Here is a 24904-nt window from a genome sequence, read left to right as displayed (position 1 = left end):
GGCTGGGCCGGCGCCGCGGGCGATGGATGATCCCTGCAACGGCCGCCGAGAGCAGTGGCTCGGCGGCGGAGAGGGGACGCGACGTGGCGACCGGGCTGGCCGACGGGGGCGACGAGTGCGACGTGGTGGTGGGGCCGGCCCGGCCCGGCGGCCGGTCCTTCCCGATCGGTGACGGCCGGTGGGACATCCGGACACTGGCCATGATCGGGCGTGGTCCGGCCACCGGGGATCGGCATCCCGAGCCGTGAGGCGTCACTCCGGTCGCTACCCTGGCAGGTGATGACTCTGCGGGACGTTGTCTATTCGATGTACGAACGCCGGCTCACGGCCAAGCTGGCGGGCAAGCCGGTGCCTCAGCACGTCGGTGTGATGTGTGACGGTAACCGCAGGTGGGCGCGGGAGATGGGGTTCGTTGACCCCAACGACGGCCACCGGGTCGGTGCCGAGCGGATCAAGGAGCTGCTGCGGTGGTGTGACGCGGCCGGCGTCGGGCATGTGACGCTCTGGCTGCTCTCCACCGACAACCTGACCCGCCCGGCCGCTCAGCTCGATCCGTTGTTGGAGATCATCGAGGACCTGACGAGCGAGCTGGCCGAGGAGGGTAACCCCTGGCGGCTGCGGCTGGTTGGGGCGCTCGACGTGTTGCCGGCGCAGCACGCGGCGGCGCTCAAGGCGGCGGCGGAGCGGACCCGGGACCGGGTGGGCGGCGCACAGGTCAACATCGCCGTGGGCTACGGCGGCCGGCGTGAGATCGCCGACGCGGTGCGATCGTTCCTGCACGAGCACGCGAAGGCCGGCACCGACATCGAGCAGCTGGCCGAGACGTTTGATGTCGAGCACATCACCGAGCACCTCTACACCCGGGGCCTGCCGGACCCCGATCTGATCATACGGACCAGCGGCGAGCAGCGGATGTCCGGTTTCCTACTCTGGCAGTCCGTCCATTCGGAGTTCTATTTCTGCGAGTTGAACTGGCCGGATTTCCGCCGGGTCGACTTTCTCCGCGCGCTGCGCTCCTACGCCAGCCGGCAGCGTCGCTTCGGCATCTGACCACCCCGGTCCGGGGGTCAGGCCAGCCGGCGCGCGGCGGCGGTGAGGAAGTCGCCGAGGTCTGCGGGCGAGTCGATGGTCAGATCCGCGGCGGCGGCAACCTCTTCGCCGGTCTCCGGGTTGGCGACGGCGACGCAGACGCCGAAGAAGCGCGGGTCGACGGTGGCCCGGGCGCGTAGCGCCGCGAAGGCCTTGATGTCCGATACGTCGTCGCCGAAGTACCAGGCGGCCTCCGCGTCCCGTACCACCTCGTCGATGACCATGCCCTTGTCCCGGTCGACTGGCGGTTTCAGCTCCAGGACCATTCGTCCGGCCTGGACCCGCAGGCCGAGCTGCTCGGCCTGCGCGTAACCCCACTGGGTAACCGCCGGTCCGAGCTGTGGGGCGGTTCGCCAGTGCAGTGCCACCGAGAGCCGTTTGTACTCCACCAGGGTGCCCGCGGGCAGCTCGGCGCGGGCCTGCCCGGCGAGCTCTGCCATGGTCGGCACCCAGGGCAGCGCCGCTGGTTCGGTGACGGTGGCGCCGCCGGAGTGGCTGTGCTCCAGCCCGTAGAGACCGTAGAGGTCAACACCGGCGAGATCGCCGAGTCGCTCGCGGAGGAAGTCGACCGGGCGTGCGGAGACGATCGCGATCCGACGGACGACGGGAGCGAGGGCCTCGATCGCGGTGAGCACCCTCGGTGCGGGGTGCACCGAGGTCGGGTCGTCCCGGACCGGCGCGAGGGTGCCATCGAAGTCGAAGAAGAGGACGGTTCCGGCCGCCCGGGCAGCGGTTTCCTGCCAGGCGAGGTCGGCGGTGAACGGGGTTTTCGGCGGCTGCTTGCCCAGATTCAACGGCGGCACGCGCGACAGCGTACCCCGCTCGGAGCGGCTCAATCGTAGCCGCGACGTACCCGGCCACCGGGCCTGGTGGCGGGGTGGATACTGGGTTTGTGGCGGCGTTCAGCGTTCGGCGGCTTCCCGTCCCCGACGCCCGATCGGGACGACGGTGGCTTCCCGACTGTGCCGGAGCAGGTAGCCCTCGACGAAGCCGGAGTTTCGGTCACCGGTGCCGGATTCGATCTCGTTGAGCCGGGCCACCAGGAACTCGGTGAGCGCGCTGATCCGGTCGTTGAGTCGGTCGTTCAGCTCGGCGAGCACGGCCAGGACGACGGCGGTGCCGGTGGCGGTGAGCGTGACGAGGTTGACGAGCAGGGGAAGCTGCTCGCCGTTGACCGCCAGGGTCACCGCGTTCCCGGTCACGCACAGCGTCAGGGACACGGTGCCGACCACGACTGCCAACCACTTCAGGGTCATGGAAAGACCCCTCCTTCTGTCCCGCAGGGCTGGGTTCGGCCTTCCCGTCCCCCCGCCGACGACGAGCCCAAGCAGTACGAGTACGGACGCTAGCGTGCCGATCCGGGCCCGGGAGCGAAACGAATGAGTCTGACCTGCTGTTCTTTCGCCATCTGAGGATCATCCAACCTTTTTGCCCTGGTTTGGCGCTGCCATGGGAAGAGTGGGCCGATACGCGAGGTATCGGATGGTTTCTCGAATGTGGAACTTCTCCGCATCCGACACCTCGGGGTTGACCAGTCGGCGCAGGAGTGCCTCGACGTCGGGATCCATGGGGGGCGGGGCCGTCTCGGCTCGGTGGAGCGTGCTTCGCCGGTCCCAGCCCAGCGTGGTGAAGGCGGTTGCCGGGTCGAGCCCGAGTCCTTCACAGAACGCCACGACGCGTTCCGCCTCGGGGTCGCTGGCCCAGTCGCCCCGGACCCATCGGTTGACTGTTTGTCGGGAGACGCCGGTGCGCCGGGAGACCTCAGTGCCGCTCCAGGCGCGGGTGGCCCGAGCCTCGTCGAGCGCGCGCCGGACGAAGGTGGCGAAGGCGATCTTTCGTGCGTTGGCCGTCTCGGTCACCTGGTGACCGTACGGCTATGGAGTCCTCGAACGGTCTCCTGGCACGCGGTTGTCACGTGAATGTGACGACCTTCTCGGCTTTTCGCTGTCCAGTTCGGTGCTACTGAAACCGGCCCTCACCTGGGATTAATAGGTGCTTGCGCGGCTGGGGGGAATCAGACGAAAAGCTGATAGTGTCACGTTCGCGGGACACTCTACCGTGTGTCCGTGCAGGAGACGATGACTGCTTGCTCCCATGCGTGATATCTCCGGCACGAGGGGGACTTGGTGACCGAACTCGCCACCCGAGCGCAGGCCTTCGGCCTGATCGCCGCCGGGGTAGCCACCGGTTTGAGCGCGCCCTGGTGCCTGTACCTGGCCCGGGGTTCCCGTTACCTCTCCCTGAGCGTCGGGGACCGGGCGGAGTGGCACGCCTGGCGTACCCACCTCGGTTGTCCGGAGCTCACCACCCGCGTCTACGACGCGGGCGGTGAGATTCGCCGATCGTCGGTGGCCGAGGTTGTCCTGGACGGGTGCCGGATTCGCGTCGAGCTGGTCGAACAGGTCGGCACCGCCGACCTCGACCAGCTACTCGTCGTGGATCCCACCCCGGTTGAGCCGGAGGAACGATGAGTCCACACAGTCCGCCGTCCGGAGTGGCCGGATGAGCCCACTCCTCGCCCTGCTCCTCGTCTGCGTCCTGACCGCCACCAGCTATGCGGCCGGTCGTCTGCATGGTCAGCTCAGCTACCGGATCGGCTACCGGTTCGGCTATCGGCAGGGCTACTTCGACGGTGACCGCGGCGCCTGGAACCGGCGTCGGCGCGATGCCCAGGCGGCGATCGCGTCCGCGCTCGCCGGCCCGCCACCGGTGGATCCGGTGCGTAAGCGCATCGCGCCACCGATGGTCCGGTCCGGCACCACCTACACCGGCACGGCGGCGGCCCCGGCTGGTGGCCGGCAAGCGACCGGCGTGGCGGCGGCTCCGGCCGATGGCCGACATTCGACCGGGACGCTGGTTCGGCGAAGCGGGTGAACGGCCGGCGGGCGAGAGGCTCTCGACTACGCTGAGTGGCGAAAAGGTGGGCTAGGGGAGTGATGCAGGTCACAATAGGGCTTGATGGTTTCCCATCCGCTCTACTGTGCGCAATCGTGTCCCCGAGCGCTCGCACATCCGGCGGATCGTCGGTGATCGTTCGCCCGCGTCCCCATTGGCGGAGTTGCCGGGAGGCTCGCGCGGTCGGAGTGCTCGCGGTGTGACTCCACCCCATCCGGGTGTGGTCAGCGCCGTTTCCGTGCCCCGAAAGGAAGGGACCACCTCGTGAATCGGCTGTGGAGCCGGTTGGGTGCCCGGACGGCCGCGGTGGCGCTGCTCGCTGCGGGCGTCGTCGGCGGTTTCCACCTGGGCGACAACCGGGATCAGGGCCAACGCCTGTCGGAGACCGCCGGAGTCGAGCAGGTCGCGCTGCGCGCACCGCAGGTGCACCCGATGAAGGAGCAGGCTACCGAATACCAGGAGAAGCTGCACGACGCCGCGGTGGCCGAGGCGACGGCCGAGCGGAAGCGCCGGGAAGAGGCCGCTGCGGCCTCCCGGAACGCGGCCCGAGCGGCGGCGGCCGAGCTCGCCAAGGCCAAGGCCGAGGCCGAGGCGGAGAAGCCGTACGACGGCCCGATCCCGGCTTCGTGTGCGGAGTTCACCGGCAACCGGCAGATCGGCTGCGCGGAGATGCTCAACGCCGGCTTCGAAATCGACGAGTTCCCCTGCCTGGACAAGCTCTTCACCAAGGAGAGCGGCTGGGACCACAAGGCCCGAAACCCGTTCACCGGTGCCTATGGGATTCCGCAGGCACTGCCCGGTAGCAAGATGGCGTCGAAAGGCGACGACTGGGAGACGAACCCGAAGACCCAGATCCGGTGGGGGCTCGGCTACATCGAGGGTCGCTACCAGACGCCGTGCAATGCCTGGGCCTACCTGCAGCGCGTGGGCTGGTACTGAGCTCCAGCAGGGGCTGCTACTGATCGTCGGGTGGCGACGGGGTGTGCTTGGTCACACCCCGTCGCCGTCCGGCCAAATTTGACGCCGGCCCAGGTAGCGGCTGTCGCCGCTACCTGATAGCTGTTGACGGGTGAGCCTGCTATCGGAGGGCAGTGACCCGCACCGGTTCGGCACCGAGGCGTTCTACGCCGCGATCGGCCGGGCCTTCGTCGCCATGTGCGCGGTGGTGCCGTTCCTCTTCCTCATCGAGGCCGTTGACCAGGGGCTGGCATTCGGGCTCGACCCGGCGGCCGGCATCATCCCGCAGCGCCTCGACGGCCTGGACGGCGTCTTCTTCTCACCGTTTCTGCACCACGGCTTCGATCACCTCTACAGCAACAGCATCCCGCTGATCCTGCTCGGCACCTTCGTGCTCGCGGCGGGTGCGCGTCGCTTCCTCTGGTCCACGTTGATCATCATTCTGGTCAGCGGGCTCGGCGTCTGGTTCACCGGAGCGCCGAACTCCGTCGTGGTCGGCGCGAGCGGCGTCATCTTCGGCTACCTCGGCATCCTGCTCACCCGGGGCATCGTCGAGCGGAGCTGGTGGAACTTCGCGGTGGTTCTTCTGGTTGGCCTCCTCTATGGCTGGCAACTCGTCGGCATTCTCCCCACCGACGAGCGGATCTCCTGGCAGGGGCACCTCTTCGGGCTGCTGGGCGGGGTGGTCGCCGCGATCGTCTTCCGGCGGCGTCAACCGGGCCTGGGTGGCTCGCACTACTCCGACTCGACCCGCATCTTCGGCTGACCCGAGCGGCGACGACCGACTGCCGGACATCCTTGCCCGGCGGCTCCGGCCCCTCTACCGTCAGAGATCAGCGTCGGTTGAGCCGGGAGCGGAAAGCGACGGTACGCCCATGCACGAGGTCGATGTCGCGGTGATCGGGGCCGGGCCCGCCGGCCTCTTCGCGGCGTACTACGCCGGCTTCCGCGGGCTTTCGGTGGCAGTGGTGGACGCATTGCCCGAGCCCGGTGGCCAGATCACGGCGATGTACCCGGAGAAGTTGATTCACGACGTCGCCGGCTTCCCATCCATCAAGGGCCGGGATCTGGTGGCCAACCTGGTTGCCCAGGCCGCCCCGTTCGACCCGCGTTACCTGCTCGGCACGCGGGCGGAGAAGCTGTCGTACGCCGATGGCCGGCCGGTGCTCGGCCTGGCCGGGGGTGAGCAGCTCCGCTGCGGCGCGGTAGTGATCACCGGCGGGCTGGGCAGCTTCACGCCCCGCCCGCTGCCGGTCGCGGAGGGCTTCGTCGGCGCTGGGATCATCTACTTCGTGCCGCAGCCGGCGGACCTCACCGGGCAGGACGTGCTGATCGTCGGTGGTGGGGACTCCGCCTTCGACTGGGCGTCAACCCTCCAGCCGCTGGCCCGTTCGGTGACCCTCGTGCATCGCCGGGAGAAGTTCCGCGCGCACGCCGCCACCGTCGCCCGGGTCCGCGCCCTGCCGGTGCGGGTCGTGGTGAACGCGGAGGTCACGAGGCTGCACGGGGGCGGCGCGGTGACCGGTGCCGAGATCACCGTCCGGGGCGGTGCGGCGGAGCTGTTGCCCGTCGACACCGTCGTCGCGGCGCTCGGCTTCACCGCCGACCTCGGCCCGCTGGCGGAGTGGGGCCTGCGCCTGGACCGCCGGCACCTGGTGGTTGACAGCACCATGGCGACCAACCTGCCGCGGGTCTTCGCCGCCGGGGACATCACCGAGTACCCGGGCAAGGTTCGCCTGATCGCCACCGGCTTCGGTGAGGCCGCGACCGCGGTGAACAACGCCGCCGTGGTGCTCGATCCGGCGGCGCACCTCTTCCCCGGGCACTCCTCCGACGGGACCTGACCCCTCGGCGACCGGCTTACCGGGGTAGGCCGACGAGGTCGGCCATCAACGCGATCTGGTGGTCGAAGTACTCGTCGCGGTGCGGCAGGCCAACCTTGATCCGGCCGAAGTGGTCGCCGTCGCCACCGCCCCGGATGCCTGGGGACGGGCCTGGCACGTGCCGAGTCCGCCCGCGCTCAGCATGCGGGAGTTGGCCACCCGCGCCGCTATCCTGGCCGGCGCGCCCACGCCGCGGTTGACCCGCCTGCCCTACCCGGTGCTCTGGCTGGGCGGCCTGGTCAACCCGTTGCTCCGGGAGCTGCGGGAGACGAGATACCAGTTCGATCGCCCGTACGTGCTGGACTCCTCAGCCACCCAACAGGCCCTCGGGATCGCGCCGACCGCGCTCGACGAGGCCCTCGCCGAGACCCTCGGCGCGCTGCGCCGGGACGCCGGTGCCGGCTCGGCGCAGCGCAGCTCCTAACGCCGGACGGCGATGAGGACAGCGACCAGGGTCAGTGCCGCGCCGAGCAGGGTGGTGGCGTCCGGGCGGGAAGCCGCGGTCGGCAGGAGCACGTCCAGTAGGACCGCGCCGACCACCTGGCCGGCGATCGTGGCCAGGCCGAGCAGCAGCACCCCGGTGAACTCGACGACAGCGGCGGCGATCGCGATGAAGGCGATCCCGATCGGCCCACCCAGGTAGAGCCACGGCTCGGCCGGCGGTGAACCAGTGGGCAGCCCGCGTACCGCGATGTCGACCGCGAAGACCGCCAACAGGGCGATGATGCCCACCGTGAAGTTGACCAGCGTGGCGGTCAACGGGCTGCCGGCGGCCCGGCCGACCTGCCCGTTGACGGCCTGCTGCCAGGCCACCGCGATCCCCGCGAGCAGCGGCAGCACCGCCAGCGTCAGTGCGGTCGGGTCGTTCAACCGCCCGCCGACGGCCAGCCCGACCGCGAGCACGGTGAGCGCCGCCCCGAACAGGCGTCGACCGGTCACCGGCTGGCGTCCGCTCGGGCCGATGCCGGCCCGGTCCACGAGGAGACTGCTGGCGGACTGGCCGGCGACGACCGCCACGGTGAAGACGGCGACGCCGAGGGTGCCGACCGTGAGGCCCTGCGTCGCCACGAGGAACGCCCCGCAGAGCCCGCCGAGGCACTGCCACGGGCGCAGTCTGCCGGCGGTCAGCGCGGCGCGCAGGGCGGCCAGTCCGCGCCGCCCGCCGGGGGTCGCCGGCACCAGTACCAGCAGGACCAGCAGGCCCAGACCGAACGAGATGACCGCCGCGGCGACCCCGTCGGCCAGGCGTACGCCCAACTCTCCGTTGACCCGGGATTGCACGGCGATGGCGACTCCGGCAATGGTCGCGAGCACCACCCCGACCAGCCGGCGGGCCGGGGACGGCCGGTGTAGCGCCCCCGGCACTGCCTACTCCTGCTCGGCGAGGGGGCGGCCGTCGAAGTCCACGGCGGAGTACAGCGCCAGCTTCTCCAGTCGGTGATAGGAGTCGATCATGCGAATCGTGCCGCTCTTCGAGCGCATCACGATTGACTGCGTGTACGCCCCACCGGCCCGGTACCGCACACCGCGGAGCAGGTCACCGGAGGTGACTCCGGTGGCGACGAAGAAGCAGTTGTCGCCCGTCACGAGGTCGTCGGTGCCGAGCACCCGGTCGAGATCGTGACCGGCGGCGACGGCCTTCTCCCGCTCCTGCTCGTCGCGGGGCCAGAGCTTGGCCTGCAGGGCGCCGCCCATGCACTTCAGGGCGCAGGCCGCGGTGATCCCCTCGGGGGTGCCGCCGATGCCCATGAGCACGTCGACGCCGGACTCCTCGCGAGTGGCGGCGATCGCGCCGGCGATGTCACCGTCGGAGATGAAGCGGATGCCCGCGCCGGTACGGCGGACCTGGTCCACCAGCCCGTCGTGCCGGGTCCGGTCCAGCACACAGACTGTCACGTCGGCGGCGTCGGTGCCCTTGACCTTGGCGATACGTCGGATGTTCTCGACCGCGCCGGCGTTGATGTCCACCACGTCGGCGTAGGCCGGGCCGACGGCAAGCTTCTCCATGTAGAAGACGGCACTCGGGTCGAACATCGCCCCGCGCTCGGCGACCGCCAGCACCGCCAGGGCGTTCGGCATGCCCTTGCTCATCAGGGTGGTGCCGTCGATCGGGTCGACCGCGACGTCAACCTCCGGCCCCGTCCCGTCGCCGACCTCCTCACCGTTGAAGAGCATCGGCGCGTTGTCCTTTTCGCCCTCGCCGATCACCACGATCCCGCGCATCGGAATCGAGTTGATCAACTTGCGCATCGCGTTGACGGCAGCGCCGTCCCCGCCCTCCTTGTCGCCCCGGCCGACCCACCGGCCGGCGGCCATCGCCGCAGCCTCGGTCACCCGGACCAGGTCGAGGGCGAGGTTGCGATCGAGATTCTGTGGGGTCCGCGTCGTGGTGTTCGTCATGACGGCTCCTCCTCGCGACGGTGCGGGGTGGCCCGGCAGGCGTGGTCGCTGCCGGCTTTGTCGCTGATCCTCACATGATCGGCCACACTGCGTGGTGGTGGGGCGGTGATGGCTTGGTCACGTCTGATCGGGTGGCTGCGAAGATAGCGGGGTGGAACCCGCACAGCCCGCCGACCGCGTCCCTGCCGACCAGACCGCACCGGAGCTTCCGCCGGTCGAGCCGGCGCCCCCCGGCCCGGCCCCGCCCGTGACCGCCGAGGAGCCGGCCGCACCCGTGACCGCCGAGGAGCCGGCGTTGGTCGAGCCCGCCACCGGCCCGGCGACAGCCAGCGGCCCGACCGAGACCACCGGCGTCGGGGAGACCAGCGGCGCCGGGGAGACCAGTGCCGCGCGGGAGGCCGGCGAGTCGTCGGCACCGCCCGCTGCGGCGGACACCACCCGTTCGGAGCGTTCGCCGAAGGACATGGCCATCTCGCTCCTCGTGCTGCTGGTCCCGATCGCCCTGCTGCTCGCCTTCTACCGGGGCTTCCTCGGGGGAGACCAGGCAACCGTCGTGGACCCGGCGCCCGCGTTGGACTCGGCGCAGGCGGCGGCGGCCTTTCCGGTCAGTCAGCCACAGGGGCTGGACGCGGGATGGCGCACCGTCCGGGCCGACTTCCGGACCGTCGAGGACGGGTCGACGCTGCGCCTGGGCTACCTGACCCCGGAGGGGCGGGGGGCCCAGATCGTGCAGAGCAGCGTGCCGCCGGAGCAGTTGCTCCCCACCGAGCTGACCGATCAGGGGCAGCCCCAGGGCCGGACCGACCTCGCGGGACGCACCTGGCAGCGGTACACGGCCCGCGGCAACGAGCAGGCGTTCGTGCTCCTCGAACCGGACCGCACCGTGATCGTGGTCGGCGATGCCCGGGACACCGAGCTGCGGGAGTTGGCCGGGGCACTGGGCTGAAACCCGGACCCGACCAACCGGCAGCGGGGCGGGGCCGTGGTCAGTCGGTGGGTTCCTGTCGAGCGGCGTCCAGGCGGGCCCGGGCGCCGTCCAGCCACGCCTGACAGACCCCGGTCAGCTGCTCACCGCGTTCCCAGAGGGCCAGTGACTCCTCCAGCGTGGTGCCGCCGGCCTCCAGCCGTTCGACCACCGACGCCAACTCGGCGCGGGCCTGCTCGTAGCTGAGCCGCTCGTCCTTCGTCTCCTCGGTCATCGCTCACATCCCACCACACCTACCCGTTCCGGCTACCCCCGCCGTGCCCGGTGCGCCGTCGGTGGCCCGCCGACAGCGGTGCCCGGGTTCGGCCGGATCGGCGGAGGAACCGCTACCGCTGTTGGGCCTCCGGGTGGTGCTCGCCGACGTCGATGGTCGCCGCCAGCTCCCCGTCGGCGAGCCGGACCCGCACCGGGTCCCCCACGGCGACCTCGGCGACCGTGCGGACGACGGTGCCGTCGGCGCGCCGTACGATCGCGTACCCCCGGTCGAGGGTGGCGGCCGGGGAGAGGGCCCGGAGCCGGGCGCGGGTGTGCCGAAGGTCGTCCTCGGCGGCGGTCAACCGGTGGGCGAGACAGCGGTCGGCCCGGTGGCGCAGCCCGGAGACGTCGGTAGCCCGCTGCTCGATCATCACCGCGGGCCGGGCCAGCACCGGCCGGGATCGCAGCAGCTCCAGCCGGTGTGCCTCGCGGTCAACCAGGTTGCGCACCGCGCGTTCGAGTCGGGACCGGGCCTGCCCGATCAGGCGTACCTCCTCGGTGAGGTCCGGCACGACCCGCTTGGCCGCGTCGGTCGGGGTGGAGGCGCGGATGTCCGCGACGTAGTCGAGCAGCGGCGCGTCGGTCTCGTGGCCGATGGCGCTCACCACCGGGGTACGGGCGGCGAACACCGCCCGGCACAGCGCCTCATCGGAGAAGGGCAGCAGGTCCTCGATGCTGCCGCCGCCCCGGGCAATCACGATCACCTCGATGGTCGGGTCGGCGTCCAGCACCCGCAGCGCGTCCACGATCTGCGGTACGGCCGACGGCCCCTGCACGGCCACGTTGACCGTGCGGAACGCCACCGCCGGCCAGCGTCGGTGGGCATTGGTACGCACGTCCCGCTCGGCGGCGCTGGCCCGGCCGGTGATCAGCCCGATCCGACGCGGGAGAAAGGGCGGGCGTCGTTTGCGCCGGGGGTCGAAGAGCCCCTCGGCGGCCAGCAGCGTCTTCAGCTTCTCCAGCCGGGCCAGCAACTCGCCCAGCCCCACCTGTCTGATCTCGTCGGCGCGCAGGCTCAACGTGCCCCGGGCGGCATAGAAGTCGGGCTTGGCGTGCAACACCACCCGAGCGCCCTCGCGAAGTTGCGGTGCGCCGGAGTCGAGCACGTCGCGGTTGGTGGTCACGGTCAGGCTGAGGTCGGCCGACGGGTCCCGGAGGGTGAGAAACACCGTGCTCGCGCCGGGCCGGCGACTGATCTGCGCGACCTGCCCGTCCACCCACACCCAGCCCAGCCGGGCGATCCAGGCGCTGATCTTCTGGCTGACCACCCGGACCGGCCAGGGCTCCTCGGGCGTGCTGCGGGTAACCCCGCCATCCGAACTCACCCGCTCACCCTACGGACCGTCCCGGCGGGTCGCGGCCGCTGGCGGGTGGTGGGTCGGCACGTACGATGGGCGGGTGAGTGAGGCTGAAGCGACCCGGACCGGTAAGCGTGTGATCCTGGCGAAGCCGCGCGGTTACTGTGCGGGCGTCGACCGGGCGGTGCAGACCGTCGAGGAGGCGCTCAAGCTCTACGGCGCGCCGATCTACGTCCGCAAGCAGATCGTGCACAACCAGCACGTGGTGCGGACCCTGGAGGCCAAGGGCGCCATCTTCGTGGAGGAGAACGAGGAGGTGCCGGAGGGTGCGACCGTGGTCTTCTCCGCGCACGGTGTCGCCCCCGAGGTCCACGAACAGGCGCGGAGCCGCTCGCTGAAGGCGATCGACGCGACCTGCCCGTTGGTCACCAAGGTGCACCAGGAGGCGAAGCGGTTCGCCGCCGAGGACTACGACATCCTGCTGATCGGTCACGAGGGGCATGAGGAGGTCATCGGCACCGCTGGCGAGGCGCCCGAGCACATCCAGCTCGTCGATGGTCCCCAGGACGCCGAGCGGGTCACCGTCCGGGACCCGAACAAGGTGGTGTGGCTGTCCCAGACCACCCTGTCGGTGGACGAGACGCTGGAGACGGTGGCCCGGCTGAAGAAGCGGCTGCCGCTGCTCCAGTCGCCGCCGAGCGATGACATCTGCTACGCCACCAGCAACCGGCAGCACGTGGTCAAGCAGATCGCGTCGGACTGCGACGTCATGATCGTGGTCGGCTCCACGAATTCGTCGAACTCGGTGCGGCTGGTCGAGGTGGCCCTGGACGCGGGTGCGCGCGCCGGCCACCTCGTCGACTTCGCCCGCGAGATCGACGACGCGTGGCTCGAGGGCGCCCGCACGGTCGGCCTGACCTCGGGGGCCAGCGTCCCCGAGGAGCTTGTCCAGGAGGTTCTCGCGCACCTCGCGGCGCGGGGCTTCACCGATGTCGAGGAGGTGGTGACCGCGGACGAGCGGTTGACCTTCTCGCTGCCGCAGGAGCTGAAGCGGGACATGCGGGCGGCGGCGGCCCGCGGCTGACCGGTGGGGACCCGCTTCGACCGGACGGGAACGAACCGACGGGCCGGAGCGTCCGAAACCGTATGAGAAGCCCTTGGCTCGCCACCCCGGCGTTGGCCGTCTGCCTGGCGCTCAGTGCCTGCGGCAGCGGCCAGGGCGCGGGTGCTGGCCCCCCGACCGAGATGGGAGCGACGCCCGTGACGACCCCCGCCGATCCGGAACCAACGGCCGCCGACAGCGAGTCCGCCACCCCGGCCGCCCCGAGGTCGATGCCGGCCTCCGTGCCGACGCGTACCCCGAAGGTGCCGGCGGGCCCGAGTAAGCCGCCGCCGGTGGGCGCCGCCACCCTGACTGGCACCGTGCAGGCCGGGGTGGAGCCCGGATGTCTGCTGCTGGATGGATACCTGCTGGTGGGCGGGCCCCGTGCGGTATTGACCCCCGGCGCGTCGGTGCTGGTGACCGGGAAGATCCAGCCGGACGTGGTGACCATCTGCCAGCAGGGCATCCCCTTCTTGGTGGAGACGGCCTCCCGGCAGGGCTGAGCCGCCCGTCGAAACCGACGGAGCCCGCCCCCGGGCACCGGGGACGGGCTCCTGCTGGTTCGGGTACGGGTCAGTTCACCGAGCCGATGGCGACGGCGCCGCGGCCGACGACCGCGCCCTCCGCCGTCACCACGGTCAGCTCACCCTGCAGTTCCCGGCCCTCGGCCGGGCCCGCCAGGGCGGTCACCGTGCCGCTGAAGGTGTCGGCGTCGCCGTGTCCCAGGGCGAGCGGGGTTGACGGTGCCGACAGGCTGCCGAGCGCCGGGGCGGAGAAGGAGTCCCGGTAGTCGTAGGCCGTGCTGCCACCGAGGCCGTCCACCGCGTAGCCCTCGACCACGATCCGGTAGGTGCCCGCAGCCGGGTTCGACAGCGTCACCGCCTCCTCCGAGTCGCCGTCTGCGGAAAAGTCGAGCAGCTCGGTGCCCCGGTAGACGTACAGGTCCAGGTCGGCTCCGGCGTTCGCCGGGTTGCCGATCCGGGCCGCGAACTCGGCCGCGTCGGCCGGCACCTCCACGAGGAACTCCTGCGCGGCGCCCTCGGCGATGGTGGGGCGGTCGGTGTGGACGCTGGCGAGCGGGCCGCCCTGGCCGGTGACGGTGACCGGGCCATAGGTGTTGGTCAGGCTCCACTCGACCGGGGTCGGCGTACCGGCGTCAACCGCCGGTAGCTCGACCACGGCCGGCTCGAACGCCACGCCCTGGATCCGCGCCGTCAGCTGGTACGGGTTGTTCAGCGACGGCGAGGTGCGACGCGACTCCACCTCGATCTGCCAGACACCGGGGAGCGGGTTCTGGTAGTCCCGCTCCTGCGGGTTGCAGATGTCGGGGTCGGAGTAGTTGGTGAAGCAGACCCGGCTGGAGGTGCTCTCCGTCGGTACGCCGTACGGGTTGATGGCGATGAATCGGGTCTGCGAGCCGGTGGCGATGCCGCCGAGGTTTAGCTGGAGCGCCTCGGTGCCGGGCGGAACGGTCACGAAGTAGGAGTCGAAGCCATTGCGGTGGACCGAGCCCTCGGCCGTGAGGGAGAAGTCCGGCTTGCGGGTGTCGTTGCTGGCCACGACCACGAGGGAGACCTCGAAGTCGATCGTGTTGGTCGCCGGGTCGTCCACCGTCATGATCGCGCCGTGCGCGCCCGCGTCCGGCCGGGCGACGACGGGGACGGTCACGGTCCGGTTCAGCGGCAACGTGACGGACTTCGGTGCCTGGAAGGTGCCGTCATTGCCGTGCAGCGCGATGTCGTGCTTGACGCTGCCGGTCGGCCCACTGGTACGGGTGATCTTGACCCGGTAGGTCTTCTTCTGGTCGATCCGGTGACCCCCCTCGCCGGCGGGGCACCGGTTGTAGACGCCGGTACCGCGGTCCGGCGTCCCCAACTGGTCGGAGAGGACGGTGCAGACCGGCGCCACCGAGGTGTACGAGCGGGTCTGGACGCCCTTGCGCAGCAGCTTCCACGCGCTCGACACGTTCACCATGCCGTAGCCCTGGCCGTACGTGGGCACGTTCTTGATCGGCTTCGCCGAGCTGTACAGCGCGCGGCGCAGCATCTGCGGGGTGACTCCGCGGTCGGTCGCCCGGGCGGCCGAGAGCAACAGCGCGGCGGCACCGGCGGCCTGGGGAGAGGACATCGAGGTGCCGTTGAACATCCCGTAGCCCGGCGGCAGCGAGTAGCCGGCCTCGGGGACCGGGCTGCCCGCCTGCCAGAGCGGGATGGTGGAGATCGCCGCGCCGGGTGCGGCGACGTTCGGCTTGGTGCCGCCGTCCTCGCGTGGGCCTCGGGACGAGAAGTTGAACAGCGCGTTCTTGGTCCGCACCACCGAGCCGTAGTTGGCCAGCCAGGTGTCTTTGCTGACGCTGGCCGCGACGCTGACGACGTGCTGGGCCACCGACGGGTCGCCGACGGTGTTCAGGCCGGGGCCGGAGTTGCCGGCGGAGATGACGAGCTGGACGCCGTAGGTGGTGATGAGGTTGTTGTACAGCTCGGCGCGGGCGTTGTCGCCGTCGTTGAGCGCCGGCAGACCACCGATCGACATGTTGACCACGTCGACACCCCGGTTGATGACCAGGTCGGCCATTCCGCTGGTGAGCGCCGAGAAGGTGCAGCCACCGCCCCAGGAGCAGGCGCGGGACGAGACGAGCCGGGCGCCGGGCGCGGCCCCGTCGAAGACCTCGTTGCCGAACATGTCGTTGGCGGCGGTGATGCCGGCGACGTGACTGCCGTGGGCATCCGAGACGATGCCGATGTTGACGTAGTCGACCGGGCCGGGGCCGCCGATCGGGGTGGTGTCGACGTCCTCCCGGAACTCGACCACGAAGGGCAGCTGCTCGCGGACGGCGGTTGCCGGGTCGTCCGTGCCGAAGTGCCCGATGTCGAACTTCTCCTGGTACGGACGCATGACGGTCTCGTCGGTGAAGTCTCCGTCGAGGTCAACGTCGATCAGGATGTCGTTCGTGGCCGGGTCGTAGAGCACGCCCCACTCGTCGGTGGTGTCGCCGTCACGGTTGACGTCACCGCCCACCTCGCTGCCCGCGGTGATCTCCTCCCGGAAGATGTTGAAGCGGTAGCTGCCCGCCGGTGCCGTCCAGGTCCCACCGGCCGTCTCGAACGACGGGCCGGTGACCTCGGTGATCATCGGGCGCCAGGTGGCATCCTCGAACGGGTGCGTCGCGGTGACCCAGTCGACGATCTTCCGGTCGCCGGTGGTGGTGTGCTGGAGCGCCGGGTGGTCCAGGTCCACGCCGGAGTCCATGATGCCGATGGTGATTCCCCGGCCGTCCCACTCGGGATTCTGGTCAACGAACTTGACGGCGCCGGTCTCGCCGGCCGGCAGGTAGGGGTTGTCCGCGCGGGTGTCGGCACCGGGACCGCTGAGCGTGCTGCCCTGCTTGGCGGCCTGCTGGCCGCTGGTCACCGGTCGCGGGTCGGCGAGCTGAATCGTCTCGTCCAGGTCGACGGCGGCGACCCCGGGCAGGGTGGCGGCCTTGATCACCTTGCTGGTCGGGACGGTGGCCAGGACGTAGCCGATGGTGTCGTATTGGTCCGTGACGGCCGCACCGAGCTCGGTCAGGTCAGCGGCGACCTCCTTCGCCTCGTCCTTCTCGGTCGCGACGATCAGGGTTACGGTGTCGGCCTTCTTCGCCTCCGCCTCGGCCAGGAGTTTGGCGTCGTGCGAACCCAGCACCTCCACGGGGGTGGATGGGGTGTCGGGTGCGGCGCTCGCGGTGGCGGCGCCGCCCGCGACGGTCACGGCGCTGGCGGCCATGACCGAGGCGAAGAGTCCGGCGGAGGTGCGCCGGCTCAGCTTTCGGGGTTTGCTCACGTTCTCTCCTCCGGAGAACAGGGCCCCTCAGTTCCAGGGCACAGGTGAGCGAAATCCTTCGGCTATCGATGCCCGTTGTCACTATCGACCGGTGCGTTGTGACCATCTCGTGACATGACGGTTTGCCGCTGTCACACCGAATCGGCGCCCCGTCCATCCACTGCAGAGCGATCTGCCGTCCATTCCGGAGTGAATTCCAGCAGCTCCGGCGCCTGCGGCTGGCGGGGGGCGAGCTCCACCTGTGCCGGCGGCGCCAACTCCTCGTCGGAGACGCCCAACTCGGCGAGCTTGCGGGCGCTGACCAGCACCCGCGACTCCAGCGAACCGACCGCCCGGTTGTACGCCGTTACCGCCCCACCGAGCGCGGACCCCAGCCGGCCCACGTGCTCGCCGAGCGTGGCGAGCCGGCCGTGTAGCTCCCGGGCGAGCGAGTGCACCGCCACCGCGTTGCTGGCCAGCGCCGCCTGCCGCCACGCGTAGGCGACCGTACGCAGCAGCGCGACGAGGGTGGCCGGGGTGGCCAGCACCACGTTGCGGGTGAAGGCGTGCTCCAGCAGGGTCGGGTCGCGCTGGAGGGCGACGTCGAGGAATGGGTCGGCCGGCACGAAGAGCACCACGAACTCCGGTGCCGGGTCGAACGCGGTCCAGTACGCCTTCGCGGACAGCGCGTCCACGTGGGCCCGCAGGTGCTTCGCGTGCGCGTCCAGGTGCGCGTCGCGTCCCCGCTCGTCGCGGGCCTCCATCGCGGTCAGGTACGCCTCGAAGGGCGCCTTCGCGTCCACCACCACCGACCGTCCCCCGTGCAGGCGAACCACCAGGTCGGGGCGGACCGTCTGCTGATCGGTCGCGGCCGTTACCTGCTCGGCGAAGTCGCAGTGTTCCAGCATGCCGGCCGCCTCGACGATGCGGCGCAGCTGGTGCTCGCCCCACCGCCCCCGGACCTGCGGTGCCCGCAGCGCCGCGACGAGCTGTTTGGTCTCGGTGCGCAGCTCACCGGAGACCGTGCTCATGGCGCGCACCTGCTCGCGCAGCTCGGCGTAGGCGTCAACCCGGTCCCGCTCCAACTCGGCGACCCGCTGCTCGTAGCGGCGCAGCGTGTCGTGCAGGGGAGCCACCGCGCGGGCCACCGCCTCCTGGGACTGCGCGGTCGCCTCGTAGCCCAGCGTCCGCAGGGACTGCTCCAGCCGACCCTCACCCGCCTGCGCGGCGGCCAGCGTGGCCTCCAGCCGGGCCAGCTCGGTGGCGGACCGGGCCCGGGCGGCGTACCACCCCACCGCGCCGCCCGCCGCGAGGCAGCCGAGCACCACGGCCAGCGTCGGAAACTCCATGGCACCGAGCATCCCAAACGGGTACGACCGAGGCGGCCTCGGGCGGATCGAAGGTGGTGCCGGCCCGCCTCCACCGCGGGCCGCCTCCACCGCGGGCCGCCTCCACCGCGGGCCGGCGAACCGGCCCGCCCGCGGGGTTCAGCCGGTGTTGCGCATGCCGGCGGCGATGCCGTTGACCGTGGTGAGCAGGGCGCGTTCCAGGGCGGTGCCGTCGCTGGGCGCCCGCCGGCTGCCCGGCGCCGTCACCACCGCCCGGCCCGGCGCGCCGGAGTCCCGGTACTGCCGCAGCAACGCCACCTGGAGGTGGTGCAGCGGTTCCAGGTAGGTGTCCCGTACCGCCAGCGTGCGCTGGAGCACCGGCGCGTTCTCCAACAGCTCCGGTGACGCGGTCACGGCGAGTACCTCCCGCCGGGTCAGCTCGTACTCCTGCTCGATCTTGTGGAAGATCGGGTGCAGCTTCTTCGGTACCAGCGTCTCCACGTACCGGCGGGCGATGGTCAGGTCGGTCTTGGTCAGCATCATCTCCACGTTCGACAGGAACGTCCGGAAGAAGTGCCAACTGCGGTGCATCTCGGCGAGCACGTCCCCGTGGCCGGCGGCGCGGGCCGCCGCCAGCCCGGAGCCGACGCCGAACCAGCCGGGGACGATCTGTCGGGTCTGGGTCCAGCCGAACACCCACGGGATGGCCCGCAGGCCGGTGAGCCCGGCACCCGTGTTCGGTCGCTTCGCCGGTCGGGAGCCGATGTTCAACGCGCCGAGCAGCTCGGTCGGGGTGGACGCCCAGAAGTACGCCGGCAGGTCCGGATCCTCGACCAGGTCCCGGTACGAGCGGTAGGCCGCCGCACTCACCACGTCCATCGTCGCGTCCCAGCGTTCCAGCATCTCGGCCGGCTGCCGGGGCGTGGTGTGCAGCAGCGTCGACTGGAGCACCGCGGCCACGGTCAGCTCCAGGTTCTCCCGGGCCAGCGCCGGCAGGCTGTACTTGTCGGAGATCACCTCGCCCTGCTCGGTCACCTTGATCTCGCCGTCGAGGGTCCCGTACGGCTGGGCCAGGATCGCGTCGTGCGTGGGCCCACCACCCCGGCCGACGGTGCCACCCCGGCCGTGGAAGAGCCGCAGCTGCACGCCGTGCCGGGCGGCCACGTCCCGCAGCGCGCGTTGCGCCCGGTGGATGGACCACTGACTGGTGGTGATGCCGGCTTCCTTGTTGGAGTCGGAGTAGCCGAGCATCACTTCCTGGACGTCGCCGCGGGCGGTGACCAGGGCCCGGTAGGCGGGCAGCGAGAGCAGCTCGTCCAGCAGGTCACCGCCGGCGTTCAACTCGGCGGGGGTCTCCAACAGCGGTACGAAGCCGATCCGGGCCCGGCTGCTGTGCACGTCCACCAGCCCCGCCTCGCGGGCCAACACGACGGCGGCGAGGACATCGTCGACGCCGAGGGTCATCGAGATGATGTACGACTCGATCACCTCGGTGCCGAACCGGTCCTGGGCCTCCCGGATGGTGCCGAAGACATCGAAGGTCCGGCGGGCCGACTCGGTCAGCGGAGTGTCGAGGGTGGACAGAGGGCGGCGGCCGGCCAGCTCGTCGGCGAGGAGCTTGGTGCGCTCCAGCCGGCTCAGCGCCGGGTAGTCCGACACCTCGCCCACCGCACCGAAGAGCTGGGTCAACACCTCGTGGTGCTTCTCGGCGTGTTCGCGGACGTCCATGGTGGCGAGATGCAGGCCGAAGGCAGAGACCGTACGGATGGTCGAGGCGAGCCGGCCCACGGCGGTGAGCTGGCCGGAGTTGCGGGCCAGCGAGGCGCGCAGCAGCTCCAGGTCGGCGATCAGCTCACCCGAGCCGCGGTAGTCCCGTCCCGGCAGGTGCGCCGTGCCCTGGCGTAGCCGCTGCCGGGTGTTGGCGAGCTTGGACTTCACACACCGGGCCTTGAGCCGGTACGGCTCCTCGGCGTTCACCCGACGGAACCGGGGCGCCACCTCGGGCAGCGCGTCCAGGTCGGCGGCGAGGCTCGCGGAGAGGTCCAGCGAGACCCCGCGCAACCGTCGGGAGACGGAGACCTCATTGATCAGTTGGTCCATCGCCTTCTCGGTGGCGGCGAGGCCGTGCTCGTGTGCGATGACCAGGACCTCCCGGGTCACCGCCGGCGTGACGAACGGGTTGCCGTCCCGGTCACCCCCGATCCAGGTGCCGAAGGTGAGGGGCCGGGCGGTGGGTGAGGTCTCCACCCCGAGGGTGCGGAGCGTGTCGGCGAGGTCGTCGAGCACCTGGGGTGCGGCCTCGGCGTAGAGGTCGCGTAGGTAGTAGATGGCGTTGCGCGCCTCGTCGGTCGGGTCCGGCCGGTCGAGCCGCAGCTCGTCGGTCTGCCACATCAGGTCGAGGAGCTCGGCGAGGCGGCGGTTGGCCGGGCCCTCGTCGCTGGCGCCGTAGAGGACCGCGTTGGTGGTCTCGGTGTCCAACTCGTCGGCGATCGCGCGCAGCTTGGACAGGATGGAACGGCGGGCGGCCTCGGTGGGGTGGGCGGTGAAGACCGGGCGGATGGCCAGCCGCCGCGCTGCCGCCGCGATCTCCTCGGCGGGAACGCCGCGCTCGGCGATCATCTTGGCGGTCTGGTCCAGCCAGCCGCCCTGCATCGCCCGACGACGCCGCAGATCCCGGGCGCGATGGACCTGCTCGGTGATGTTGGCCAGGTGGAAGTAGGTGGAGAAGGCGCGGGCCAGCCGGGTGCCGGTGGCGACATCCAGCCCGGCGAGCCGCTGCGCGGCGGCCGGGGCGTCGGTGCGAACCTGGGCGCGGATCTCCTCGACCAGGTCGAGCAGGGGCCGCCCCTCCTGCCGGGCGAGGGTCTGGCCGAGCAGGGTGCCGAGGCGGCGGATGTCGGCGCGCAGGGCGGCGTCGGGGCCGTCGTGGTCGTGCTGGTCGGTCACGATGCGCTCCTTACGTGAGTACGAAGGACAGCGCTGTCCGACTCCCAGGATGGTAACCGCGGGAACCGGGTGGAGCCCACGGGGTGTCCTGGTTAACTCTTGGCGCGCCGTTCCGGCCCGCTGGGGATCCGCGTCAGGTGGCTGTTGACCCGCTACCGGAGCGATAGGGTCAACGGGTCAACCCCTCGTCCGGCCGGACGAGGGGCGATCGTCGTGCCGTCGCCGTGGAAGTGATCATATGCTCACCGGACTTTTCGCCGCCGCCCTCGCCGACCCGGCCCTGGCTCGGGCCCGGGACCTGGCGCGATCCGGCGCGGCCCAGGTCGACGGGCTCGACCTGACCGCACCGCCGGCGCTGCGTCCGTTCGCGGTCGCCGCCGTGGCCGCCGACGAGCCGGTGGGGGGCGCGGCGCGCCCGGTGCTGGCGATCACCGCCACCACCCGGGAGGCGGACGACCTCGCCGCCGCGCTGGGCAGCCTGCTCCCCACCGACCAGGTGGCGGTCTTTCCGTCCTGGGAGACGCTGCCGCACGAGCGGCTCTCTCCCCGCTCCGACACCGTGGGCCGCCGACTGGCGGTGCTCCGTCGTCTCGCCCACCCCGAGGCGACCGACGCACAGGGGCGCAGTGGCCCGCTGCGGGTGGTCGTCGCTCCCGTCCGCTCCCTGCTGCAACCCCAGCTCAAAGGGCTGGGGGACCTGGAACCGGTGCGACTGTCCGCCGGCGACGAAGCGGACCTCGAAGAGATGGCGCGCCGGCTCACCGACATGGCGTACGCCCGGGTGGACCTGGTCACCAAACGCGGTGAGTTCGCGGTGCGCGGCGGAATTCTCGATGTCTTCCCGCCCACCGACGAGCATCCGTCCCGGGTCGAGTTCTGGGGCGACGAGGTGGAGGAGATCCGTACCTTCGCCGTGGCCGACCAGCGCACCATCGAGCAGGTGGACCAACTCTGGGCCCCGCCCTGCCGGGAGCTGCTGCTCACCCCGGCCGTCCGGAAGCGGGCCGCCGTGCTGGCGGCGGAGCACCCGGAACTGGCGGAGATCCTCGATCAGCTGGCCGAGGGCATTCCGGTCGAGGGAATGGAGTCGCTCGCTCCGGCGCTGATCGGCGCCGACTCGATGGAGCTGCTGCTGGACACCATGTCCGCGGGGACCCACGTGCTGCTCTGCGACCCGGAGCGGATTCGTACCCGGGCGCATGACCTGGTGCGTACCTCGGCGGAGTTCCTCCAGGCGAGCTGGGCCGCGGCCGCGGTCGGCGGCGCGGCCCCGATCGACCTCGGCGCGGCCGCGTTCCGGACGCTCGCCGACGTCCGCGCGCGGGCCCGCGAGCTGCGGCAGCCGTGGTGGACGATCTCCCCGTTCGGGCTGGCCGAGCCGGCCCTCGCCCGCCAGCCGTGGGAGGACGAGCCGGACGAGGTCGACGTCACCCCGGACGACGCGATCGCGGTGACGGTGGCGGCCCAGCCCGCGCCGCTCTACCACGGTGAGACGGCGCGGGTGGTGGACGAACTGAAGCGTTGGGCCGGCGAGGGCTGGTCGGTCGCGTTGGTCTTCGCGGGGCACGGCCCGGCCCAACGGGCCGTCGAGGTGCTGCACGACGCCGGGCTCGGCGCCCGCCTGGTGGACGAGGTGACCTCGGCGCCGGCGCCCGGCCAGATCCTGGTCAGCTGCGGGTCACTGACCGGTGGCTTCGTCGCCGAGGCGCCCCGCTTCGTCCTGCTCACCGGGGACGACGTCACCGGCGGCCGGGGCGCGTCGACGCGGGACATGCGCAAGCTGCCGAGTCGGCGGCGCAACACCATCGACCCGTTGGAGCTGCGGGCCGGCGATCACGTGGTGCACGAGCAGCACGGCATCGGCCGCTACGTCGAGTTGGTGCAGCGCACCGTCAACGGGGCCAGCCGGGAGTACCTGGTTATCGAGTACGCCCCGAGCAAGCGGGGCCAGCCGGGCGACCGGCTCTTCGTCCCCACCGACCAGCTCGACCAGCTCTCCCGGTACGTCGGCGGTGAGCAGCCGGCCCTGCACAAGATGGGCGGCTCGGACTGGCAGAAGTCGAAGGCCCGGGCCCGCAAGGCGGTCCGGGAGATCGCTGCGCAGCTGATCCAGCTCTACGCCGCCCGCAAGGCGTCCAAGGGGCACCCGTTCGGCCCGGACACCCCGTGGCAGCGGGAACTGGAGGACGCCTTCCCCTGGCAGGAGACGCCGGACCAGCTCGCCGCGATCGAAGAGGTCAAGCGGGACATGGAACAGACCGTCCCGATGGACCGGCTGATCTGTGGCGATGTCGGCTACGGCAAGACCGAGATCGCCGTCCGGGCGGCGTTCAAGGCGATCCAGGACGGTCGGCAGGTGGCGGTGCTGGTGCCCACCACCCTCCTGGTGCAGCAGCACTACAACACCTTCGCCGACCGGATGAGCCAGTTCCCGGTGACGATTCGCCAGCTGTCCCGGTTCCAGACGCCCAAGGAGGCCGAGCAGACCCTGGAGATGGCCGGCGACGGTACCGCCGACATCGTCATCGGTACCCACCGGCTGCTTCAGGCGTCCGCCCGGTTCCGCTCCCTGGGGCTGGTCATCGTGGACGAGGAGCAGCGCTTCGGCGTCGAGCACAAGGAGCACCTGAAGTCCGTGCGGGCCTCGGTTGACGTGCTGAGCATGTCGGCCACCCCGATCCCCCGGACCCTGGAGATGGCGATCACCGGTATTCGGGAGATGTCCACCATCGCCACCCCGCCGGAGGAGCGGCACCCGGTGCTCACCGCGGTCGGGGCGTACGACGAGCGGCAGGTGGCCGCCGCCATCCACCGTGAGCTGCTCCGGGACGGTCAGGTCTTCTACCTGCACAACCGGGTGGAGTCGATCGAGCGGGCGGCCCGGCGGCTGCGGGAGCTGGTGCCCGAGGCGCGGGTCGCGGTGGCGCACGGCCAGCTGGGCGAGGAGGCCCTGGAACGGGTCATGGTCGGCTTCTGGGAGAAGGAGTTCGACGTCCTGGTCTGCACCACCATCGTCGAGTCCGGCATCGACATCCCGAACGCCAACACCCTGATCGTCGAGCGGGCCGACCTGCTCGGCCTGGCCCAGCTGCACCAGATCCGGGGCCGGGTCGGCCGGGGCCGGGAGCGGGCGTACGCGTACTTCCTCTACCCGTCGGACAAGCCCCTCACCGAGCACGCCCACGAGCGGTTGGCGACCATCGCCCAGCACACCGAGCTGGGTGCCGGCATGTACGTGGCGATGAAGGATCTGGAGATCCGGGGCGCCGGTAACCTGCTCGGCGGCGAGCAGTCCGGCCACATCGAGGGCGTCGGCTTCGACCTGTACGTGCGAATGGTCGGGGAGGCGGTGCAGGCCTTCAAGGGGGAACGCCCGGAGGAGGAACCGGAGATCAAGGTCGATCTGCCGGTGGATGCCCACCTGCCGCACGACTACGTCGGGGTGGAGCGGCTGCGCCTGGAGATGTACCGCAAGCTCGCCGAGGCCCGGGACGAGGAGCGGCTGCGCGCGGTGGTCGCCGAGCTGACCGACCGCTACGGCGAGCCGCCCGCCCCGGTGCAGAACCTGGTGGCGGTGGCCCGGTTCCGGCTGCTCGCCCGCCAGTACGGGCTCACCGACGTCAGCATGCAGGGTCGCAATCTACGGTTCGGCCCGTTGCCGCTACCGGACTCGAAGCAGCTGCGGCTCAAGCGCTACCACCCGGATGCGGTCTACAAGCAGGCGCTGGAACAGGTCAGTGTGCCCCGGCCGAGCACCCGGCGGGTCGGCGGCGAGCCGCTGCGCGACCAGGCGCTGCTGGAGTGGTGTGGGCAGCTCCTCGCCGACGTGCTCGGCCCGCCCCGGGAGCCGGCCGGTGCCGCCAACTCCACGGCGCACGGCGGGCGGTGAGGTGGCATAGCTACAGCCGGCGGACGCGGGGCGTCCGGTCCGGCGTCGGCGGGCGGGAGACGCGGGGTCGTGGGGGGCG

General features: G+C 71.3%; 21 protein-coding genes and 2 pseudogenes. 12 read left to right on the top strand and 11 right to left on the bottom strand.

The features are described from left to right. The first annotated feature begins 26 nt into the window (after positions 1–26). A complete protein-coding gene (locus H0524_RS10335; protein ID WP_180198079.1) occupies positions 27–248 on the top strand; it encodes a hypothetical protein in 222 nt (73 codons plus the stop codon). Positions 249–279: 31 nt separating this feature from the next. Further along, entirely contained in the window at positions 280–1050 is a 771-nt protein-coding gene (locus H0524_RS10330; RefSeq protein ID WP_180198419.1) for an isoprenyl transferase, read from the top strand. Positions 1051–1067: 17 nt separating this feature from the next. Here the strand turns inward: H0524_RS10330 and otsB are convergent, their stop codons facing one another. The 3 genes from otsB to H0524_RS10315 all read right to left on the bottom strand — a co-directional run bounded on the left by otsB (position 1068) and on the right by H0524_RS10315 (position 2948). After that, positions 1068–1892 carry a trehalose-phosphatase gene (gene otsB / locus H0524_RS10325; protein WP_180198418.1) on the bottom strand — a complete coding sequence of 275 codons (825 nt, stop codon included), beginning with the start codon at positions 1890–1892 and terminating at the stop codon, positions 1068–1070. Between the two features lie 99 nt (positions 1893–1991). After that, complete coding sequence (locus H0524_RS10320) at positions 1992–2345, bottom strand: hypothetical protein (protein WP_018727086.1); 354 nt, start codon at positions 2343–2345, stop codon at positions 1992–1994. 159 nt (positions 2346–2504) lie between these two features. Continuing rightward, on the bottom strand, positions 2505–2948 hold the full coding sequence (locus H0524_RS10315) for a helix-turn-helix domain-containing protein (protein WP_180198417.1): 444 nt from the start codon (positions 2946–2948) through the stop codon (positions 2505–2507). Between the two features lie 267 nt (positions 2949–3215). Between H0524_RS10315 and H0524_RS10310 the strand changes: the two genes are divergently transcribed. The 5 genes from H0524_RS10310 to H0524_RS10290 all read left to right on the top strand — a co-directional run bounded on the left by H0524_RS10310 (position 3216) and on the right by H0524_RS10290 (position 6785). Continuing rightward, positions 3216–3560, top strand: coding sequence for a hypothetical protein (locus tag H0524_RS10310; protein WP_018727088.1), 345 nt, complete (start codon positions 3216–3218; stop codon positions 3558–3560). A gap of 31 nt (positions 3561–3591) precedes the next feature. Continuing rightward, positions 3592–3963, top strand: a complete 372-nt coding sequence (locus H0524_RS10305; protein ID WP_180198416.1) for a hypothetical protein — start codon at positions 3592–3594, stop codon at positions 3961–3963. A gap of 285 nt (positions 3964–4248) precedes the next feature. Continuing rightward, positions 4249–4923 (top strand): lytic transglycosylase domain-containing protein, encoded by a 675-nt coding sequence (locus H0524_RS10300; RefSeq protein WP_180198415.1) that lies wholly within the window; start codon positions 4249–4251, stop codon positions 4921–4923. A gap of 130 nt (positions 4924–5053) precedes the next feature. After that, a complete protein-coding gene (locus tag H0524_RS10295) occupies positions 5054–5707 on the top strand; it encodes a rhomboid family intramembrane serine protease (RefSeq protein ID WP_180198414.1) in 654 nt (217 codons plus the stop codon). A gap of 109 nt (positions 5708–5816) precedes the next feature. Then, positions 5817–6785 carry an NAD(P)/FAD-dependent oxidoreductase gene (locus tag H0524_RS10290; protein WP_180198413.1) on the top strand — a complete coding sequence of 323 codons (969 nt, stop codon included), beginning with the start codon at positions 5817–5819 and terminating at the stop codon, positions 6783–6785. A 16-nt stretch (positions 6786–6801) separates the two neighbouring features. Here the strand turns inward: H0524_RS10290 and H0524_RS25380 are convergent. Further along, positions 6802–6894, bottom strand: a pseudogene (locus H0524_RS25380) (TetR/AcrR family transcriptional regulator); the annotation flags it as partial. Between H0524_RS25380 and H0524_RS10285 the strand changes: the two are divergent. After that, positions 6895–7248, top strand: a pseudogene (locus tag H0524_RS10285) (NAD-dependent epimerase); the annotation flags it as partial. It lies immediately after the preceding pseudogene. Here the strand turns inward: H0524_RS10285 and H0524_RS10280 are convergent. Continuing rightward, on the bottom strand, positions 7245–8189 hold the full coding sequence (locus tag H0524_RS10280; protein WP_180198412.1) for a DMT family transporter: 945 nt from the start codon (positions 8187–8189) through the stop codon (positions 7245–7247). The pseudogene H0524_RS10285 and the gene H0524_RS10280 overlap by 4 nt on opposite strands. Positions 8190–8192: 3 nt before the next feature. Next, the gene (gene glpX / locus H0524_RS10275; RefSeq protein WP_180198411.1) at positions 8193–9224 is read right to left on the bottom strand and encodes a class II fructose-bisphosphatase; all 1032 of its coding nucleotides are present in this window, start codon (positions 9222–9224) and stop codon (positions 8193–8195) included. 151 nt (positions 9225–9375) lie between these two features. Between glpX and H0524_RS10270 the strand changes: the two genes are divergently transcribed. Further along, complete coding sequence (locus H0524_RS10270; protein ID WP_180198410.1) at positions 9376–10170, top strand: DUF4245 domain-containing protein; 795 nt, start codon at positions 9376–9378, stop codon at positions 10168–10170. A gap of 40 nt (positions 10171–10210) precedes the next feature. On the opposite strand, the gene H0524_RS10265 is transcribed toward H0524_RS10270, so the two are convergent. Together H0524_RS10265 and xseA are read right to left on the bottom strand one after the other, a co-directional pair. After that, positions 10211–10423, bottom strand: a complete 213-nt coding sequence (locus tag H0524_RS10265; protein ID WP_018721170.1) for an exodeoxyribonuclease VII small subunit — start codon at positions 10421–10423, stop codon at positions 10211–10213. Between the two features lie 112 nt (positions 10424–10535). After that, the gene (xseA, locus tag H0524_RS10260; RefSeq protein WP_180198409.1) at positions 10536–11789 is read right to left on the bottom strand and encodes an exodeoxyribonuclease VII large subunit; all 1254 of its coding nucleotides are present in this window, start codon (positions 11787–11789) and stop codon (positions 10536–10538) included. A gap of 73 nt (positions 11790–11862) precedes the next feature. On the opposite strand from xseA, the gene H0524_RS10255 reads away from it, so the two are divergent. Both H0524_RS10255 and H0524_RS10250 read left to right on the top strand, forming a co-directional pair. Then, on the top strand, positions 11863–12846 hold the full coding sequence (locus H0524_RS10255) for a 4-hydroxy-3-methylbut-2-enyl diphosphate reductase (protein WP_018727098.1): 984 nt from the start codon (positions 11863–11865) through the stop codon (positions 12844–12846). A 62-nt stretch (positions 12847–12908) separates the two neighbouring features. Next, positions 12909–13367, top strand: a complete 459-nt coding sequence (locus H0524_RS10250; RefSeq protein ID WP_180198408.1) for a hypothetical protein — start codon at positions 12909–12911, stop codon at positions 13365–13367. Positions 13368–13437: 70 nt separating this feature from the next. On the opposite strand, the gene H0524_RS10245 is transcribed toward H0524_RS10250, so the two are convergent. The 3 genes from H0524_RS10245 to ppc form a co-directional block, all read right to left on the bottom strand. Then, positions 13438–16683, bottom strand: coding sequence for a S8 family serine peptidase (locus tag H0524_RS10245; RefSeq protein WP_180198407.1), 3246 nt, complete (start codon positions 16681–16683; stop codon positions 13438–13440). A 131-nt stretch (positions 16684–16814) separates the two neighbouring features. Continuing rightward, positions 16815–18023: a DNA recombination protein RmuC gene (locus H0524_RS10240; protein ID WP_180198406.1), complete on the bottom strand. Its 1209-nt coding sequence runs from the start codon at positions 18021–18023 to the stop codon at positions 16815–16817. A gap of 126 nt (positions 18024–18149) precedes the next feature. Further along, positions 18150–20936, bottom strand: a complete 2787-nt coding sequence (gene ppc, locus H0524_RS10235; protein WP_180198405.1) for a phosphoenolpyruvate carboxylase — start codon at positions 20934–20936, stop codon at positions 18150–18152. Positions 20937–21174: 238 nt separating this feature from the next. On the opposite strand from ppc, the gene mfd reads away from it, so the two are divergent. Next, positions 21175–24825, top strand: a complete 3651-nt coding sequence (mfd, locus tag H0524_RS10230; RefSeq protein WP_018727104.1) for a transcription-repair coupling factor — start codon at positions 21175–21177, stop codon at positions 24823–24825. Positions 24826–24904: the final 79 nt, after the last annotated feature.

Origin of the sequence: Salinispora sp. H7-4 (genome assembly GCF_013416675.1) — a bacterium.
Lineage (GTDB): Bacteria > Actinomycetota > Actinomycetes > Mycobacteriales > Micromonosporaceae > Micromonospora > Micromonospora vitiensis.
Note: the sequence above shows the minus strand (reverse complement) of the source record. Positions and strands in the feature narration are given on the sequence as shown.